This window comes from Chryseolinea serpens (assembly GCF_900129725.1).
In the GTDB taxonomy this organism is placed as follows: Bacteria; Bacteroidota; Bacteroidia; order Cytophagales; family Cyclobacteriaceae; genus Chryseolinea; species Chryseolinea serpens.
On the sequence record NZ_FQWQ01000003.1, the window covers coordinates 846,838 to 864,449 of the forward strand.

Here is a 17,612-nt window from a genome sequence, read left to right on the forward strand (position 1 = left end):
GGGCCACCGCCAAACACGTGCCCAATCACAAACCCTCACCAGCCGCACAACCAACACCAGCTACCCCGTTGTTGGTGTCCCACGCCGTTGTTGGTGTTCTTCACCAACAACAGACGCGACGAGGGGCATTGTTGACAGCGCCGAATAGCAACAAAAAACTTCATGAATTAAGAGTCCAAAGAAGGGGAACACAAGTTAGATAAAGTGCCTCCATACCGGTATCGTTTTCGAGGATAACGGTGTACTGAAGCATGTTGTTGATGATTTAACTTTTTTTCTGATCTTGCATCCTCCAACGAAAACGTTATCATGCAAACGCCATCCATCAAGGTACTGTTCGCCATCCTCATCGCAGTGACTATTATTTTGGCAGGCTGCGGCCAAAAAGAAAAGGCCGAACGGCTCGCCCGTTTGCAGAAAGCCGATTCGACCATCACCGCGCTTCATGAATTGAAATACCTCTATCGGAATATATATTCGGGCATGTTGCACTGGGTATACACACAAACGGACACCCGCAGCAAAGATGCCCTCCGCAGCAGCACACAAATTGATTATGTGGTGTTGAAAGGTCAGTGGCAACATAAGTATGGCGATGTGAAGGAGGACGTCGGCTTTGTGGAGATGGACACGCTGGTCGATCTGGCAGCAAGCGCGATGGGTACGGTGTTGTCGTTCGAGGACTATGAAGATGATATGAAAATGGCCGAAGCCATCGCGTTCAGCGAAAGGGCCGGCGCCGTTTTTGATGCATTGGAATTGCGCTACAACGACATCTTGTCAAGACAGGACTCGCTCTTTGAAGCGCAGACTGCGGGTAACGACGATGCCGATGTGCAAGCGATTGTTAACCGTCATAAACGGATGCGCAGCTACTATCAGGCCGAAGGCATGGCCTGGGAAATTCACACCCGGACACTGAGCTGGCTCTATCGCCCCGAAGACTTTCGATCGAAAGAGGCCCTTAAAAAAGACCTCGATGTCGAACTACCGGCTTTGTTGTCAACGCTACGCCAACGATTGGGATTAGAAGGTGAGCATGCCTCCCAAGCTTCCCTGCTAGCGGCCAGGCTGGACACGTTAGCCATGGTTTCCAAACAGACCATCGTTGCCAATCTGCAGTCGAAAGAGAACTATGACGACCCCCTCACCCTGCTGCTCGCCGAGGATGCATACGAAACCTACATGAATCCTGCCTATCAGGAGGCTACACAATACCTAGCGCACATCCGCGAACAAATTCAAAATCCAAGCACTCCTTCAAACGATCAAGCAACCCCGGGCCGGACCACGGAAGCAGAAATGGAAGCACTCAGGCGAATCGTGGAAGAACAGAACGCCTACATCAAAGAACTGGAAGAAGAAAATAAGAAACTGAGATCGGCTGACCGGTAGCTGTCCGCCGTTCCGCCATTGTCCCGCCGTTGTTGGTGTTTTCACCAACAACAGATGCGACTCACAAACATTGTTACGCATTGCCTGTATTCTTAAACCCCGAATGGGGTTTAACGAACAATGGCCCCCCAGTGAAACTGGGGGAAACCAAAGACAAAAACAATTGCGCCACGCTCGTGCTAAAATCGAAGAGCATCGCGTTCATGGCGCATCGTCGCAGCGCTCGGATGCAGAGCGCAGTTGCGTGCCAGAACGCACGAAGCCAGATCCAATCGTTCCTGTGGCACTCCCTCGTGAAATTTTCGCTTTTTCCCCCGGGTTCACCGGGGGCCATTGTTCGTTAACCCCTTCGGGGTTGCAATGCGCCCGCCGTTGTTGGTGTTCTTCACCAACAACAGATATGGCAGCAAACATTACTATGCTTTGCCTGCATTAAACCCCGAATGGGGTTACCGACCATAGCCCCCAGTGAAACTGGGGGAAACAAAGGCAGTAAAATAATTGCGCCACGCAGGAATTGAAATCGAAGCGCCCGCGTTCATGGCGCATCGTCGCAGCGCCTGGATGCAGGGCGCCGTTGCGGGCCAGAAAGCATGAAGCCTGATCCAGCCATTCCGCTGGCACACCATTGTGAATTTTCTTTTCGCTCGGTTTCACCCTAATGTCAGGACGTATGCTGCTATTCGTAGCGCAAGGTGTCTGACGGGTTGGTGAGGGCTGCACGGAGAGTCTGCACGCTTACGGTGAGCAGGGCGACGAATACAGCGCCTATTGCTGCAAGCACATATACCAACACATTCATATCCACATGATATGCGAACGAATCCAGCCACTCGCTCATGACAAACCAGGCTACGGGCCAGGCGATGAAGCTGGCGACGAGGATAAGTGTGACGATCTCGCGCGACAGCAGCGCGAGGATGTTCGGTACCGACGCACCGAGCACTTTGCGAATGCCGATCTCTTTGATGCGTTGCAGGGTATTGAACGTGGCGAGGCCGAACAGACCGAGGCACGCGATGAAGATCGCCATGCCGGAAAAGATGGTGAAGAGCTGGCTTTGTTTCTGATCGTCTTCATAGAGGAGGCGGTAGCGGTCGCTCATGATCTGGTATTCGAAAGGGCGCGTGGGGAGAAACGCTTTCCATTTCTTTTCGAGATCGGCGATGGCTTGCTGGAAGTTGGCGCCATCGATCCTGACAGAGAGGTTGTTGTTGGAACGGTCGCCGATGCGGAAAATCATGGGCACGATCTCCTGGTGGAGCGATTCGAAGTTGAAGTCTTTGACGATGCCGATGAGCTTTCCTTTCGCGTCGCCGGCTTCGAAGTCTTTGCCGATGCCATCGTCGATATTTTTCCAGCCGATCTGGCGTGCGGCGGTTTCGTTGATGATGAAGGCGATGGTGTCGTCACTCGGTATGTTTCGCGAGAAGAGGCGGCCTGCGGCGACGTTGATGCCGTAGGTGGCGAAGAACTCGTAGTCTACTTGCAGGGACCTGAGCAATATGTCTGTGGATACGAGACTATCGCCTTTGACAACGGAAGCGTTGCCTTGCCAGTCGAGGAGGCGGCCTGTGGGGATGCGTGAGGAGCGGCCGATGTTTTGTATGGCGGAGGAGCCGGTGAGCTGGTTGTAGAAGGCGTCGTAGTTATCGGCGAGCTCGGGGTAGCTGCGCAGGGTGATGATCTGGTCTTTGTTGTAGCCGATGTCGCGGGCGTTGAGGTATCCAAGCTGCTGGGAGGTGACGGCGGTGGCGATGATGAGCACGATGGAGATGGCGAATTGGGCGACGACGAGCACCCGGCGTATTCCGCCTTTACCGTTTACGGAAGCCTGCTGGCCTTTGAGTACGGCAGCGGGTCTGAAGGCGGCCATGATGAACGCGGGGTAGGTGCCTGCGAGAAGACCGACGATACAAGCGAACGCTATCGTGCCGATGACGACGGGCCAATGGGTGGTGAGATGAAAGGCGATGGACTTGCCGGTGAAGTCATTCATCCACGGAAGCGCAATGCCAGCGAGGGCGGTGGCCAGTATGAGGGCAAACAGGGCGATGAGCACGGACTCGCTGAGGTACTGGCCGATGAGCTGGCTTTTCAACGCACCGGCTACCTTGCGCATGCCTACCTCTTTGGCGCGTTTGGTGGCGCGCGCGGTGGAGAGGTTTACGAAATTGAAACAGGCGATGAGGACGATGAATAGGCCGATGACGCCCATCATGTAGACGCTGTTGATGTTGCCGTTCACCTCGATCTCATCATCGAGGTGAGAGCGGAGGTGGATGTCGGCTACGGGCTGGACATACAGCCGGGTGGTTTTTGAAGCTACCCAGTTTTGTGCTACGCCCCAGTTGGCGCGGGCGTGGGCGCCCATGTGCTTGTCGATGAAGGCGGGCATGGCGGCCTCGAGTTTTTTGGGATCGGCGCCGGGCTCGAGGAGGATGTAGGTGTAGAAACTGTTGCCGCCATAGTCGTTGTCGAACGCATTGGGGCCGAAGATGTTGTTGAGGGTGCTGAAGGCTACGAGCAGATCGGGGTGCCAGTGTGATTGAGTGGGGAGGTCTTTGTAGACACCGGTGACTTCGAGGTCGAGGTTGCCGTTGCCTTTGAGGTGCTTGCCCACAACGGCGGTGGTGCCGAAATATTTCCGGGCGGTACGTTCAGAGAGCATAACCGTGAGGGGACGCTCGAGTGCTTTGGCGGGGTTTCCGCTGAGCACGGGGATGTCGAATATTTTGAAGACGTCGGGTTCGGCGAAGAATAAGTCTTCTTCCTGGGCGGCTTTGGTGATTTCACCATTTTCTTCGACGGCCATGTCGAAGCCGTAGCGGCCGTAGGCGAGTGTGCGGGCCATGGCCTGGATCTCGCCAAAGTCGTTTTTGAGGAAGGGGCCAAAGGGTGCGGCGATGCAGGGGAGGTTAAGGGTTGTTTCGCCGTTCTCGCCGAGGAATTCGCGGGTCACGCGATAGGTACGGTCTATTTTACTGTGATAGCGATCGTAGCTGAGCTCGTCGCTGATGAAAAAGTAGATGAGGAGGACGGCCGTCATGGCGATGGCAAGGCCCGCGATGTTGATGAAGGCGGTGAGCTTGTTCCGGAAGATGGAGCGAAGTGCGATTTTGAAGTAGTTCCTGATCATGGTGAATGTGCTAAAGGTCCACCGCCCGCGTCCACTATAAAGTTCAAGGGGGAGTTGACGGTTTGACGAAGGGCACTTAGCAAAGACTGTGCTAAAGGCGAAAAGATTGTATGGGTGCTGAAATTGAACGGCGTGTAGCGGAGAGGGTGGCCGGAATCGAAACGCTTGGGAACGGTTTTGGACACTGTTAATTTAACGTTATCTCAAGCAGACAAATACCGGGCTTTGGCCCTGACCTCTCCCGCGCTGCTCCGGGGATGGTTACATATTTCAATTAATCTGATCTGTCGAATTGGCGAAGCCTGGCAATCCCTTCTTCCTCGTTTTTCTGAGCGGACTTTAGAAAGAACGCCTTTGCGTTTTCGATGTCGCCTTGCTCAAGCAAAAATTCAGCGTAGTAATACTCCAGCAAATCGACAGGAGTTCCTTCGTTGAAGGATCTTTGGAAAAATTGTTCGGCGAGGTGGAACGCTTTCTTGTGCTGATGATACAATGCAAAATTCCGGTATGTATAGGCCGGATCATTTTGTTCGTTTTGCATAGCTTTTTCAAGGCATAACACGCCTTCATTTGGCTCGCCTGTCATGATTAGCGCAAAGCCCAGATTATCATTGGTGTATGCATGGTCAGGATCGATAGTCAATGCCTTTCTGTAGTTCGATATGGCTTGCTGATAATCCTTTAGTCGTGCGTAGTAATAGCCAATGTTGTTGTACACATCTGTCTTCAAAAGATCATCCTTGGTCAGGAAGAGTATTTTCTGCAACGTGGAGATAGCCGTTTCAAACTGATTGCTTTCGGAATATTTACAGGCTTCGTTGAACAGATCGTTGGCCTTTACTTCCTTTTCATCATAGATATCATTTGGATTGGCTTGGAGATAAGCAATTGCACCGTCGAACAGTTTTTTGAAATCGGCCCTCAACTCATTTTTCCAGGAAGGATCGTTATCGCCCAAAAGGTTGGCATCGCGAGGCCGTAGGCCATCACAGGTTCCGCTATTTCAGAAACGTAGCCCCACTTGGATTGCCATCCCCCTTGACTGCTTCGCCCAACATCCGAAAGATTTTGTGAGAGAATAACTCCAAATCCAAAATAGATACCGGCGAGGTAGATGAACGGACCAGCGTCGTCGTCGCCATCGAACTCAATTTTGCTTTCGGTGAGCCGAATGCGGATAAACTCGTAGATAAGTCGGTGAAGCAATCTCTGGGGACGTTTCTGCAAGTCGTTGGCGATTGAAATTTTATAGTGCCCTTTTGTTAAGTCGGTTTCGCATTCAAAAGGGGGGCCTTCCATCTGGTACGGAATGCCAAAGTCGCGGATGTCGGTCACGATTTCGAATGCTACGGCATTTCGGGCTAAGCCAAACAATTTGCAGAGATCGGTGACTATATTGTCGACGCTAACTGTTGTCACGGAATAGGTAGCCGGGAAAAATTTCGGCGTCAGCAACACCTGCTCCTGTCTCTTGTTAGGATAGCCAAATGCACTTTTTAACCACCTAAAGTTTTCTTCCAACCAAGTCCTGTCGTCTTCAATAATTTTAAAGTGATTGCTGCTGGAACCGAAATTGACGCCAAAGATTTTCATGATGGAAATTAAGGTACTAATATGATGGATTGCAAGCTGGCCCGCGCGGTAAACTCCTCATTCCAGATGGGGCCACGACGCCCCAGAATATGGCCCGAAATGCGGACGGCGCGGTTTATGCCTCAGACGCTTTCACTTGTATAATAGTCTTTACAACGGTAAACATGATGCTCGCGTCCCATTCAGTGAATCCCACGCGATAATGTAGGTTCGGATCATTCGCCTTGTAAAGGACAAAGTAACTATGATATTCGCGTATGGCAAGTTCATGCCAGGAGAGAACTAGGGTAGGGGTTTGTATGCCGGAGGGCCCAAGCGTTAATGAGCCGAGCGTTAGCGAGTTTTCCTCAAAGAAGGTGTCCAGGTAGTGGCGGGCAAGTGGCATCAGGAAATATTTTTTCAGATCGGCGACGATGTCTTTGTGCAATGCATCAAAGTCCTTCCGTAGGCCAAAGTGATTTTTAATAACCACATGAATTTCTTTGCCATGTTTGTCTTTTAATGCGAAAGCGAACTTTTCCCCCACGCGCACATCGTACCAGAAGACTGCCTCCGTCTTGCATTTCAGGCCAATAATATCGGGTTGGAGAAGTTTGGTAAAGGTGTCACCGACTGTATCCTTGTTTTCATAGGCGATATGATCCGAAGCCATAATCAATTCCCGGGGTCTGTCCAGGAAACCGGAAACAAGTGTGTACTTATTCATAAAGCTCTACAGCGCTGTTGGCGTCTACAGCGATAACAGACGCGGCGAAAAATATTATTAATGCGTAGGAATAGCAACAAGGTGTTCGTTGCCAATAACCTAGCAACATGGCCCCAACGAAAAAGACCGCCAGGTAAGCGGTCTTTTCATTAGGTTAGGTTAGGTAGAGAGTTTTATCAAATTCTTCTTTTTGGTTACTGATATACAAGTATAAGGAAATTTCCGGAATCTAACCAAGCCCAGGGATCACCCCGGTTTCGGGAAATTGAAACCTTTAGTAAATTTAGGGCCTATGAATACATTTCGCATTAAAGCCTTCGGCATCACGAAGGATTTCCTGGGGGGAAGGGACTCGGAAGTGACGATCGAAGGGAACACCGTGGGGGCTTTAAGGGCCGAATTAACGGCAAAATACCCGCAATTGCTGGGTTTGCGCTCCCTCTACATCGCCGTCAACAACGACTATGCCGACGAAACCCGGGTACTCACCGCCGCCGACGAGATCGCCCTCATTCCGCCCGTGAGCGGGGGCTAAAAGGGATTTGTTTTGTGATTTGGGTGGCATTTCGTTACCTTCATCACCTCTTCCTTATTGTTCAATCCAACCCTATTAAACATGATTAAAATAACGGAAAAGCCCATTGACATTCAGAAGGTCATTGATACAGCTTCGTGCTTAGGTGCCGGAGCTGTAAATGTTTTTGTCGGTACCGTGCGCAATCAGGCGAACGGAAAGAACGTGGTTTGGCTGGAATATGAAGCTTACGAGACGATGGCCGTAGGCGAGATCAGGAAAATTATTGACGATGCGTCGCACCGATGGCCCTTGTTAGGGTTTGCCGTCAGTCACCGCATTGGTACGTTGAAACCCGGGGAGGTAGCAGTAGCAGTGGCGGTTTCCACACCTCATCGTAAGGATTCTTTTGATGCGTGCGAATATATCATTGACAACGTAAAGATGAACGTGCCCATTTGGAAGAAGGAAGTTTTTGAAGATGGCGAAGAGTGGATCTCCGCGCGGCCTGCAGCCGTGGCGGAAAAAGCCTGAGCCGGGTTGGTCAAATAGCTGGCAATAAAAAAAAGGCTCCGGTGTCGGAGCCTTTTTCTTTTTTATCCCATCGCGATCACGAGGGCCGAGACAATTAACACGGCCACCGAGAAACCTGCCAGCAAAGCGATGAACAAGTCGCGATGGATGGGATTGACGTGAAGTTTAAGCGTTTTCATAACCAACTAGTTTTAAGTGTGAGAGGATTAGTTTTCACCCTCTAACGCTTAGATGCGCGAAAAAGTTGTTCCCGTAACCGGCCCCGTTGTAATAATTTGCAAAAGAGTTTTGCTGTGCGTGTATCTTTTTGGAAATTCTGCATTTAGAATTCAGAAACTTGAACCCATAAATTCACCAAGTTGTACGTGCACAAGGAAAACATCCAACCCCGCGAGGAAACGGCCGACGAAGCGTCGATGATCCGGCAAGCGCAAGCCAACCCCGAAGCATTCAGGCCTTTATATGAGAAGTATTTCAAGAAGATCTTCCTCTTCGTGCTGCACCGCGTGGGCGACAAAGCGCTCACGGCCGACATCACTTCCCAGGTCTTTCTTAAAGCTTTACTTCACCTGGACAAGTATGCCTTCCGTGGTCTCCCGTTTTCGGCCTGGCTCTTCCGCATCGCGCTGAACGAGTGCCACGATTTCTTCCGCAAACACAAACGCCACCGCGTGGTGAGCCTGGACGAACACACCATTCAAAACCTGCACGAAGAACTCACCGCCGCCGCGCGACAGGAAGACCTGGAGCAACAACTGCCCCTCATCCTGCAGCAACTGAGCGCCGACGACCTGCAGATCATCGAGCTCCGCTATTTCGATCAACGGCCCTTCCGCGAAGTGGCCGACATCCTGGGGATCAGTGAGACCTATGCCAAAGTGAAAGTGTATCGCGCACTGGACAAAATGAAAAAGCTCTTTTTGAAAACGACTTGAGAACGACAATGAAACAATCCCTTACGATAATGAAACACAAGCCTGAGCTCCCGGATGAAGAGATTCGAAGCTACATGGACTTCGACCGCCTCGTGGCCGATAAGCAACTGGCCGTGCGCATAAATAAAAAGTATACGGTGGTGAAGTGGTCGCTGGCCGTGATAACGCTCATGGTTTTGGTGGGAGGCAGTCTGTATTTCTTCCGGGAAGAACAAAAGCCTGCCGTTGTTCCGCCGCAGGAAACCCTCCCGGCAGCTGAACCTGCAGAGACACCATCCAAGACCGACCCCAACGCGTTGGAAGTGAAGCCGGAGGCTACCGTTCCGTTGAGAAAGGAAGAGGGGCCGGCCCAAACTGAAGAAACCAAACCTGCCCGCGCAAAGAAAAATGATCCTAAGCCTGCCGGCAGCGCCATCTCTTCTACCAAAGTGGAGGATGTTTATGTGCAGGCCGAGCCGGTGCAGGGCTATGCTTTGTTGTATGCTTACTTTAATGATCACCTGGTCTACCCGCCGTCGGCTGTGAAAGATTCGGTTCAGGGGGTGGAGACGATCTCATTTGTGATCAATGCTGAAGGGAAGGCAGAGAAGGTGGAGGTGAAACAGTCACTGGGTGAAGCATTCGATAAGGAAGCGCGCCGCCTGGTGGCCGGTATGCCTGCCTGGAAACCGGCAACCCTCAATGGTCGCCCGGTGCCCAGCAGCATTGCGCTGCCCATTACCTTTCAAATTCAGAGAATCAAATCAAAGGAATAGCTATGAAACGCACGTGGACCTTATGGTGCTTCCTGCTGATGGTGGCCATGACAGCGACTGCGCAGCATTTTGCAAAGCAACCCGACATCGTGCTTCCCGATTCCATCGGCACGGCCTCCACCCAATGGGCCGACCTCGACAACGATGGTGTGTTGGACATCTTGTTGCTCACGAAGTCACAAGGGGGAAGGAGCTATCTTCAATTTGTGAAGGGCGACACGGTGAACACGCCGGTGTTGTCGGCACAGAAGACGCGGACCATGGAGGTATCAGCTTTCGTGGTGACCGATTATAATCGCGACAATCGTATGGACGTTGTGGTCAGTGGTTTGAAGAATGCAGTGCGCGTAACGGCGGTGTATGTGAACCAGGGAGGCTTTGGTTTTGCAGAGCAGCCGCTCTCTCTAAGGCCGTTCGCGATCTTAAAACGCGCCGACCTTGACAACAACGGCCGCGAGGAATGGATCGCCAGCGGCGAACCCTGGACCTGGGACTATCCCACCTCGCTTTACTCCCAACGCGATGACCTCTCGTTTACCGTATTCGACTCCCTGAAAATCAAAGCCACCGCCCTCGAAACCTTCGACGCCGACGGTGATGGCGACATCGACTTGTTCGTCAGCGGAAGCGTGAAACCCGATTCATTGTGCACAGGCTTTCTGAAGAACGACGGCAATTCATATTTCAAGCCCTACCTCACGTCGTCCCGACAGGGCACAACCTCCATCGGCGACATGAATGGCGATGGCCTGTTCGATGTGTGGGTTGCCGGCAAGGATAAAAACGGAACAGGGTTTACCAGCCTGTATCAAAGCAACAAAGGACTGTATGCCAGCGTGCCGTTGCCCATTACGTTGAACCATGCACAACTTTTTGTGGCCGACTTCAACTCCAACGGCGTGGCCGACGTCCAGTATCGTGGCACAAACGCAGAGGGTGATGCCGTAAACATCATCGAATATGCTGCAGGTGATTATGACACATTGGAGTCTGTCAACCTAATCCAACAGGCCGTCGGCGACCTGGAGCACGACGGCGATCTGGATGTGGTCCAACTGGTACAAGAAACGGCTCTGCATGTGGTGATCTATAAAAATACGGAGGCGCAAAAGAACAAAGCGCCCGGCACGCCTGCCAAGGGGCTGGCCCTGCCGGTATTCGGTCGCACCTTTTTGTATTGGGAAAAGCCTGGCGACGACCACACGCCCAAGGCTTCACTAACCTTCGATGTGTTTTTGAATGGCGCACAGGAATATCAGACGGGTAGCTTCGACTTGCTGAATGAAAAGCGACTGGTATCGGCGCATGGCAACAATGGCACGAACAATTTCAAGTTGTTGAGAGACATTCCGGCAGGAGCCTTTAACTTCTCGGTGCAGGCGGTAGACAATGCGTTGCATGGAGGTGCGTTGTGTATCGGCGGCCGCACACCCTGTGCCGACGCCACCACCGAGGAATTGTCGCTTTGCAAAAACGAACAAGCCGACCTCACCGCGCCACCCGAGACCCTGTGGTTTTCGTTTGCGAGCGGATTTTTAGGACAGGGTTCTACGTGGACTATAGGGGCGGATAAAACCGATACGGTATTCTCCTACACGCCGGCGCGCGGTGGCTGTGCGGCCTTGAAGCGCTACACATGGAAAATAAAGAACGATACCATAAAAACAGAGAGGTCGCAACGCTACGTATGTAAAGATGCGCCGATCACCTTCACCACCGAACCCGGTTGGCAAACCATCACCTGGATGAGCGACGTCAAAAAGGGGCTCGGGTCTGCGCCTTCCATCAACTACACGGCAACCCAGCCCGACACGGTAACGGTCGTCCTGACGAATGATGTGGGTTGCACGATCATCCGCAAAACAGGGTTGGGCATTAGCGTGCCGGATGTGAAGGTGACGCCGGAAGAAGTCAAGATCTTGAAAGGAAGTTCGGTGCAACTGACCGCCACCGGCGCCGCCAGTTATTCCTGGACGCCTACCACGGGGTTGATCGATGCCAATCTTTCGGGGCCGGTTGTATCTCCGACCGTGACCACGCTCTATACTGTCACGGGTTATGATTCGTTGGGATGTCAGGGCACAGCCCATGCCAACGTGATCGTGGAAGTGTCCGGGTTCATTCCCAACCTGTTCACACCAAACGAGGACGGTCAGAACGATGAGCTTAGAGTGTATGGCCTTACCAGCGCCCAGAACTTCTCACTCAGCATCTACAACCGCGAAGGCAACCTGGTCTTCAAAACACAGGACGTGAACGACGCTGTACAGCGGGGTTGGGATGGAACACGGAACGGGTCGCGACAACCGGCGGGTGTCTACTTCTGGAAAGTGAAAGGCGTCCTGGCCGACGGAGAAAAGGTATTGTTAAATGGCAAAGAGAGCGGATCTATCGTGTTGGTGCGATAAGAACAAATAAAGATGAGGAATTTCATACTGGCTGCAATTTGCTTAGGAGCATCAATAGGGTGCAGGGCACAGTATTTTCAATTCAGCCAGTATAATTTCACCCCCCAACGCATCAACCCGGCCACCGTGGCCACGAGCGACTATGCTTCATTAAGTTTTGACTACAGGAATCAATCGACGGCGGGAGGCTTTCATCTGAACAGCAACATCGTGAACGCGTCTTATCCCATCCTGTCGCGCAATGGAACGCGTTGGTCTGGGGTGGGCATTTCATTGATGGACGATCGGTCCGGGCAAGCAGGCATCTTCAATACACAGGAAGCGGCCGTGTCGTATGCGATCAACATTCCCATGGCTAAATACCAGGTGCTGGCCATGGGCGTGAAGGTGCTGTATCAAACCCGCAAGATCAATCTCGACGGTTTGTACACCGGCTCGCAATATATTCCTGACCGCGGCTTTGACGAATCGCTCGCATCCGGAGAGAACCTGGGACAACTCAACACCAGCTTCATGACCTTTAGCGCGGGCCTCTTCTGGCAACAAGAAGACCGCAAAGGAAACCGGCTGGCTTATGCCGGCTTTTCGTTCTTCGACTTCAACCATCCCGACGATGCCTTCCTCGATGCGGCGAGCACGCTGCACAGCACGTCGGTGGCCACGGTGGGCGTTCGTGTTTATCAAAAAGGAAACATCAGCATCTTCCCCGAGGCGCTGTTGACGATGGGTTCCGGAACAGCCGTTTTCAATGTGGGTGGCATCACGCGCTATGATCTCAAGCCGGTGGCCAATCAACCGGCAACACATTTGGATCTCATCACAAAATATGTCATCGGTCGTTCGGGCATTGTGGGGTTGCAATTGCATCGCGAGAAGTTTGGTGTTGGCATCAGCTACGATTTTCCGGTGGTTACGCGGAACGTGGCCAACACAGGTGCGATAGAAGTCGGCGTGATATTTCGTAAGCTGGTCGTGTCCAAAAAACGCACCCGCGATGAAGCACAGCGCAAGACAACAGGAGGCAAGGGAGGAAAGAAACTGGGAGCGACCGTCGCCGTAAAAAAACCTCAGCCGCGTACGATCGCAAAGGACTCGCTTCAAATAAAAGACAAGAAGGCAAAAGAGGCCGCGCTCAGCGCACGTCTCAAACAGAAACAAGACTCCGTCCGCACGCAAGCGCAAGTGGGCGCCGTGAGCCACACCCCGCTGGTCCTGGAAAAAGCCACGCTCCATTTCAACTTCGAGTTCAACAGCACCGAACTCGATGAACATTCCCGCGAATACCTCGACGATCTGGCCAAGGCCCTGCACGACAACCCTGAACTGAAGATCAAACTCACCGGGCACACCGATAACATCGGCTCCGAAAAATTCAACCTCAAGCTTTCACAATACAGGGCGCAAACGTTGAAAGACTACCTGCTGGAACGCGGCGTGGAGCCTTCGCGCATCACCGCCGATGGCAAAGGCATGAGCGAACCCATCCGCGACAACAAGACGGAAGAAGGCCGGTCACAGAACCGAAGAGTGGAGTTGACCATCCTATATCAGCAATAATGTCTTGAATAACCCCGGACTTTAGTCCGGGGGACAGACACCCACTTATGACGGGCTTTAGCCCTGACTTTCCGTCTGTATGTATCGCTGTCCGCCCGATCATCGGCGTGGTCAGGGCTAAAGCCCGTGAGTAGATATGGCTTGTATTTCCCCGGACTAAAGTCCGGGGTTATTCACATTTCTCTTCGAAAGATGTGTGCATAGACCAGGTCTGAAGGCCAGAGTTACTCAGGTTGCATTTAACCATCCTGTATCGGCAATAGATCAACCCAAGTTGATTACTTGATACAAAGATCATTCAGCTTTATGTTCCGTCCCTTCGTGAATATCCCGTCCGCAATGCGGGCAGATGGATGATCCTTTTTCCTTGATGGGTTCGTTGTGGAGCATTTCGAAAAAACCAGAAGAAAGAATACCCGCAGGCAACGCGAGTAACCCAACACCGGCAATGGCAAACACGCCCCCAAGAAATTTCCCTAACGGAGTGATCGGCACCATGTCGCCATACCCCACGGTGGTGATCGTAGCGATGCCCCACCACATGGTGGCCGGTATGCTGCTGAACTTATCCGGCTGCGCCTCGCGTTCGGCATAGAACATCATGAAGCTGATGATCACCAAAATGAAAAGGATAAACAAGAAACTCAGCACCAATTGCTCCTTGCGCTTCGAAAGAACTTGTTTGAAAATGGTGAGGGCTTGCAGGTAGCGGGCAATTTTGAAGACGCGAAACAGGGCCATGAGCCGGAAGATCCGCAGGAACCTGAGGTCGAGGGGAAGAAAGATCAGATAGAAAGGGAGGAACGCCAGTAAATCGATGATCGCCATGGGCGTGACCATGTATTTCAGACGGCCTTTCATCGGTTCGCCATAGGTTGGATTCTCCACGATGGAATAGATCCGCGCCACATATTCGACTGTGTAGAAAAAAATGGAGAACACTTCAATTTGACGGAACAGCGCGGAATATTGATGATCGATCTCCTTTACGGAATCCACCACAATGGCCAGGATGTTCACAAGAATGATGGCGATCAGCGCCGTTTCGAAAATGCGTTCCCAGATGTCGCCCTTGGCTGTGGGGTCCAGGATGAGGTAGAGTCTTCGGCGTAAGGTCATAGGGTAAGGGGGCTTCGGGGGGTCAGCGGGTAAAGTCCTTTTTCCCACCGGTCTTGCTCATCAATTTTATTTCCTCGATCACAATATTATGCGACAAAGCTTTACACATATCATAAACCGTTAAGGCAGCCACCGTAACCGCGGTCAGCGCCTCCATCTCGACACCGGTCTTCGCCGTGATGGTGACAACACTATCGATAACAATCTTGTTATTCCGCACAGCGATGTGCACCTGGCAATCCTCCAACCCGAGGGGGTGACAAAAAGGGATGAGCGATGACGTTTGTTTGGCGCCCATCACACCGGCGATGATGGCGGTTTGAAAGACGGGCCCTTTTTTGGTGATCAGCTCGTCGCCCTGCAGGTGTTGCAGAATTTCCGGGCCAACCTGAACCAGCGCCTGTGCTTTGGCGGTGCGGGTGGTGACCTTCTTTTCGGAAACATCGACCATCCGGGGATTGCCCGCGTCGTCGATGTGTGTAAATTGTTCTGTACTCATGTATCTTGGGTGCCAGTAAAGGTAAAAAGAATTAACATGGTAAGCGTAGCAGAAGCCACCTCGGTCGTTTTTTCAAATCTCTTCCAACCCACCACCATGTCCGTTTCCCTCACGGACGCCGTGAACAAGGTGCTGGCCGAACGCATCACGGCCGACCGCGACTTCCCACCCTTCGACCGCGTGGCCATGGACGGCATCGCCATCCGCCGCGACGCTTGGAAAATGGGACAGCGCGCCTTTAAGTTGGAGGCCGTGCAAGCCGCGGGCGAACCGCGCAAAACATTAAAAAATAAAACAAACGCCATCGAAGTAATGACCGGCGCCCCCATGCCGGACGGAGCCGATGTGGTGATCCGGTATGAAGATCTTCGCATAGAGGAGGCGACAGCGCACATCACCTCGGAGATGGCCGCCGACAACGCGTTCATTCACCGGCAGGCCGTCGACGCCGCGAAAGACAGCGTGCTGCTCGAACCCGGCATCCTTTTGTCATCCGCTGAAATTGCGTTGCTGGCTTCGGTCGGCAAAAGCCGGGTGAAGGTTTATGTGTTCCCCAAGGCCGCGGTGGTTTCCACGGGCGATGAGTTGGTGCACATCGACGACATACCCCTTCCACACCAGATCCGCCGGTCAAATACCTACGCGCTGCAAGCCGCCATGAAGACGCTGGGTTGGGAGGGAGCGATCCATCATTTGAAAGATGATAAAGCATCGATGATCGAAGGCTTGAAGAAAATAGCGCAGACGGCCGAGGTCATTATTTTGTCGGGAGGTGTCTCCAAAGGGAAATTTGATTTTGTGCCCGATGCTCTGGAGGCATTGGGTGTTAAGAAACTCTTTCACCAGGTGAGTCAGCGGCCGGGCAAACCTTTTTGGTTTGGTGTTTCCCCTGCAGGGTTAACGGTGTTTGCGTTGCCCGGTAACCCGGTGTCCACCTACATGTGTTTTTATCGCTACATCCGGCCGTGGGTGATGAAGAGTTTGAAAACGTCCGTCGATCCGTCCTATGCGGTATTGGCATCGGATTTCGCTTTCGCTCCCTCGCTTACTTACTTCCTGCAGGTGACCGTAAAAAATGAAAATGGAAAACTCATGGCCTACCCCGAAGCCGGTGGCGGTTCGGGTGATTTTGCAAACTTGAAAAACGTTACCGGGTTCCTGGAATTGCCGGCCACCGCATCCACCTTTAAGGCGGGCGAAACTTTTCCGTATATTCCCTTCCGGCAATAACCGACCAACCCTCTCTTTACCCGCATCGGCTATGATGACGATCCTTTTCGCGCCCGATAAATTTAAAGGCTCACTCAACGCCGCGCAGGTTTGCCAGGCCATGGAAGAGGGCATGCATGAAGGCGGCTTCAATTTCCACGCGCTCCATTTGCCCATGGCCGATGGCGGCGAGGGAACGTGCGACATGCTCACCCATTTCAGCCACGGCCAAAAGATCAGCGTACCCGTTTCCGGCCCGCGTCTCCAACCCATGCCTGCAACGTATGGCATATCCGGCGACGGCACCACGGCCTTCATCGAGATGGCCGCTGCATCGGGTTTGCAATGGCTCAAGCCGGGCGAGCGAAACCCGCTGGAAACTTCCACGCGGGGCACGGGCCAGTTGATCCATCATGCGATCGGGGAGGGCGTGGAAGAGGTGATCCTCGGCATCGGCGGCAGCGCCACCAACGATGCGGGCATGGGCATGCTGGATGCACTGGGTGTTGTCTTCCTGAATGCGCAAGGCGAACCGTTGCTGCCCGTGGGAAAAAACCTGGTGCATGTCGACCGCATCGATGCGTCACACCTGGATACGGCCCTAAAGAAAATCACATTCACGGCGCTGTGCGACGTGAACAATCCCTTGTATGGTCCGGAAGGTGCGGCCCAGATTTTTGGTCCCCAGAAAGGCGCCGACGCCGGGGCCGTGGCTTGCCTGGACGATGGTCTGCGCAACTTTGCCGCGGTGGTGGAACGCCAGTTTGGGGTGGACATTAACTTCCCCGGGGCTGGGGCGGGCGGCGGGATCGGGGCGGGCGCCCGGGCGTTTTTGAACATCACCTTTCAGCCGGGCATCGACTTTTTGAAATCCTTTGTGAAATTGGAAGAGAAGGTAGCTCAAAGTCATATCATTTTTACGGGAGAAGGAAGGGTCGACCACCAGACGCTGTATGGCAAAGTGGTGAAAGGCGTCTCGGAACTGGCCGTAAAACACAGTAAGCCCCTGTTCATTGTGGCGGGAACGTCCGACCTAACCTCGGCCGAACTGCTGGAACTGGGGGCCGTGAAAGTGGTGGACCTGGTCAATCAAACGACCTCCGAAAAGGAGGCCATGCATCACGCCTTTTCCCTGATCCGGCAGCGGATCAAAGAAGAAATTATTCCGCTTTTTCTTTAGCCCTCAGCGCCTTAACTTTGGCCCCTTATCCCACAGGGAGAGGACGGAAAACCCCGTTTTTAAGCATCT

15 protein-coding genes are annotated in these 17,612 nt (G+C 52.8%); 9 read left to right on the forward strand and 6 right to left on the reverse strand.

The genetic code is table 11. The features are described 5' to 3' along the window. Positions 1 to 309: 309 nt before the first annotated feature. Positions 310 to 1,395, forward strand: coding sequence for a hypothetical protein (locus BUB30_RS23410; protein ID WP_073138831.1), 1,086 nt, complete (start codon positions 310 to 312; stop codon positions 1,393 to 1,395). A gap of 679 nt (positions 1,396 to 2,074) precedes the next feature. On the opposite strand, the gene BUB30_RS23415 is transcribed toward BUB30_RS23410, so the two are convergent. The 4 genes from BUB30_RS23415 to BUB30_RS23430 all read right to left on the reverse strand — a co-directional run bounded on the left by BUB30_RS23415 (position 2,075) and on the right by BUB30_RS23430 (position 6,833). Beyond that, positions 2,075 to 4,534, reverse strand: a complete 2,460-nt coding sequence (locus BUB30_RS23415) for an ABC transporter permease (RefSeq protein ID WP_073138834.1) — start codon at positions 4,532 to 4,534, stop codon at positions 2,075 to 2,077. Between the two features lie 274 nt (positions 4,535 to 4,808). Further along, the gene (locus tag BUB30_RS23420; protein WP_084138327.1) at positions 4,809 to 5,492 is read right to left on the reverse strand and encodes a tetratricopeptide repeat protein; all 684 of its coding nucleotides are present in this window, start codon (positions 5,490 to 5,492) and stop codon (positions 4,809 to 4,811) included. Further along, positions 5,456 to 6,127: a hypothetical protein gene (locus BUB30_RS23425; protein ID WP_073138840.1), complete on the reverse strand. Its 672-nt coding sequence runs from the start codon at positions 6,125 to 6,127 to the stop codon at positions 5,456 to 5,458. The genes BUB30_RS23420 and BUB30_RS23425 overlap by 37 nt, the downstream gene beginning before the upstream one ends. A gap of 115 nt (positions 6,128 to 6,242) precedes the next feature. Next, on the reverse strand, positions 6,243 to 6,833 hold the full coding sequence (locus tag BUB30_RS23430) for a hypothetical protein (protein ID WP_073138843.1): 591 nt from the start codon (positions 6,831 to 6,833) through the stop codon (positions 6,243 to 6,245). Positions 6,834 to 7,125: 292 nt separating this feature from the next. On the opposite strand from BUB30_RS23430, the gene BUB30_RS23435 reads away from it, so the two are divergent. The 6 genes from BUB30_RS23435 (at position 7,126) to BUB30_RS23460 (ending at position 13,536) form a co-directional block, all read left to right on the forward strand. Continuing rightward, complete coding sequence (locus tag BUB30_RS23435; protein WP_073138846.1) at positions 7,126 to 7,368, forward strand: MoaD/ThiS family protein; 243 nt, start codon at positions 7,126 to 7,128, stop codon at positions 7,366 to 7,368. Between the two features lie 81 nt (positions 7,369 to 7,449). After that, entirely contained in the window at positions 7,450 to 7,881 is a 432-nt protein-coding gene (locus BUB30_RS23440; RefSeq protein WP_073138849.1) for a molybdenum cofactor biosynthesis protein MoaE, read from the forward strand. A 365-nt stretch (positions 7,882 to 8,246) separates the two neighbouring features. Continuing rightward, positions 8,247 to 8,816: an RNA polymerase sigma factor gene (locus tag BUB30_RS23445; RefSeq protein WP_221408779.1), complete on the forward strand. Its 570-nt coding sequence runs from the start codon at positions 8,247 to 8,249 to the stop codon at positions 8,814 to 8,816. Positions 8,817 to 8,845: 29 nt separating this feature from the next. Beyond that, complete coding sequence (locus BUB30_RS23450; protein WP_178377179.1) at positions 8,846 to 9,571, forward strand: energy transducer TonB; 726 nt, start codon at positions 8,846 to 8,848, stop codon at positions 9,569 to 9,571. A gap of 2 nt (positions 9,572 to 9,573) precedes the next feature. Next, positions 9,574 to 11,979: a T9SS type B sorting domain-containing protein gene (locus BUB30_RS23455; RefSeq protein ID WP_073138856.1), complete on the forward strand. Its 2,406-nt coding sequence runs from the start codon at positions 9,574 to 9,576 to the stop codon at positions 11,977 to 11,979. 12 nt (positions 11,980 to 11,991) lie between these two features. Further along, positions 11,992 to 13,536: a PorP/SprF family type IX secretion system membrane protein gene (locus tag BUB30_RS23460; RefSeq protein WP_073138859.1), complete on the forward strand. Its 1,545-nt coding sequence runs from the start codon at positions 11,992 to 11,994 to the stop codon at positions 13,534 to 13,536. 294 nt (positions 13,537 to 13,830) lie between these two features. Here the strand turns inward: BUB30_RS23460 and BUB30_RS23465 are convergent, their stop codons facing one another. Both BUB30_RS23465 and moaC read right to left on the reverse strand, forming a co-directional pair. Beyond that, entirely contained in the window at positions 13,831 to 14,655 is an 825-nt protein-coding gene (locus BUB30_RS23465; RefSeq protein ID WP_073138862.1) for an ion transporter, read from the reverse strand. Between the two features lie 22 nt (positions 14,656 to 14,677). After that, on the reverse strand, positions 14,678 to 15,154 hold the full coding sequence (moaC, locus tag BUB30_RS23470; RefSeq protein WP_073138864.1) for a cyclic pyranopterin monophosphate synthase MoaC: 477 nt from the start codon (positions 15,152 to 15,154) through the stop codon (positions 14,678 to 14,680). A 36-nt stretch (positions 15,155 to 15,190) separates the two neighbouring features. On the opposite strand from moaC, the gene BUB30_RS23475 reads away from it, so the two are divergent. Together BUB30_RS23475 and BUB30_RS23480 are read left to right on the forward strand one after the other, a co-directional pair. Next, positions 15,191 to 16,384 carry a molybdopterin molybdotransferase MoeA gene (locus BUB30_RS23475; protein ID WP_073138867.1) on the forward strand — a complete coding sequence of 398 codons (1,194 nt, stop codon included), beginning with the start codon at positions 15,191 to 15,193 and terminating at the stop codon, positions 16,382 to 16,384. A gap of 31 nt (positions 16,385 to 16,415) precedes the next feature. Next, a complete protein-coding gene (locus BUB30_RS23480) occupies positions 16,416 to 17,543 on the forward strand; it encodes a glycerate kinase (RefSeq protein WP_084138328.1) in 1,128 nt (375 codons plus the stop codon). Positions 17,544 to 17,612: the final 69 nt, after the last annotated feature.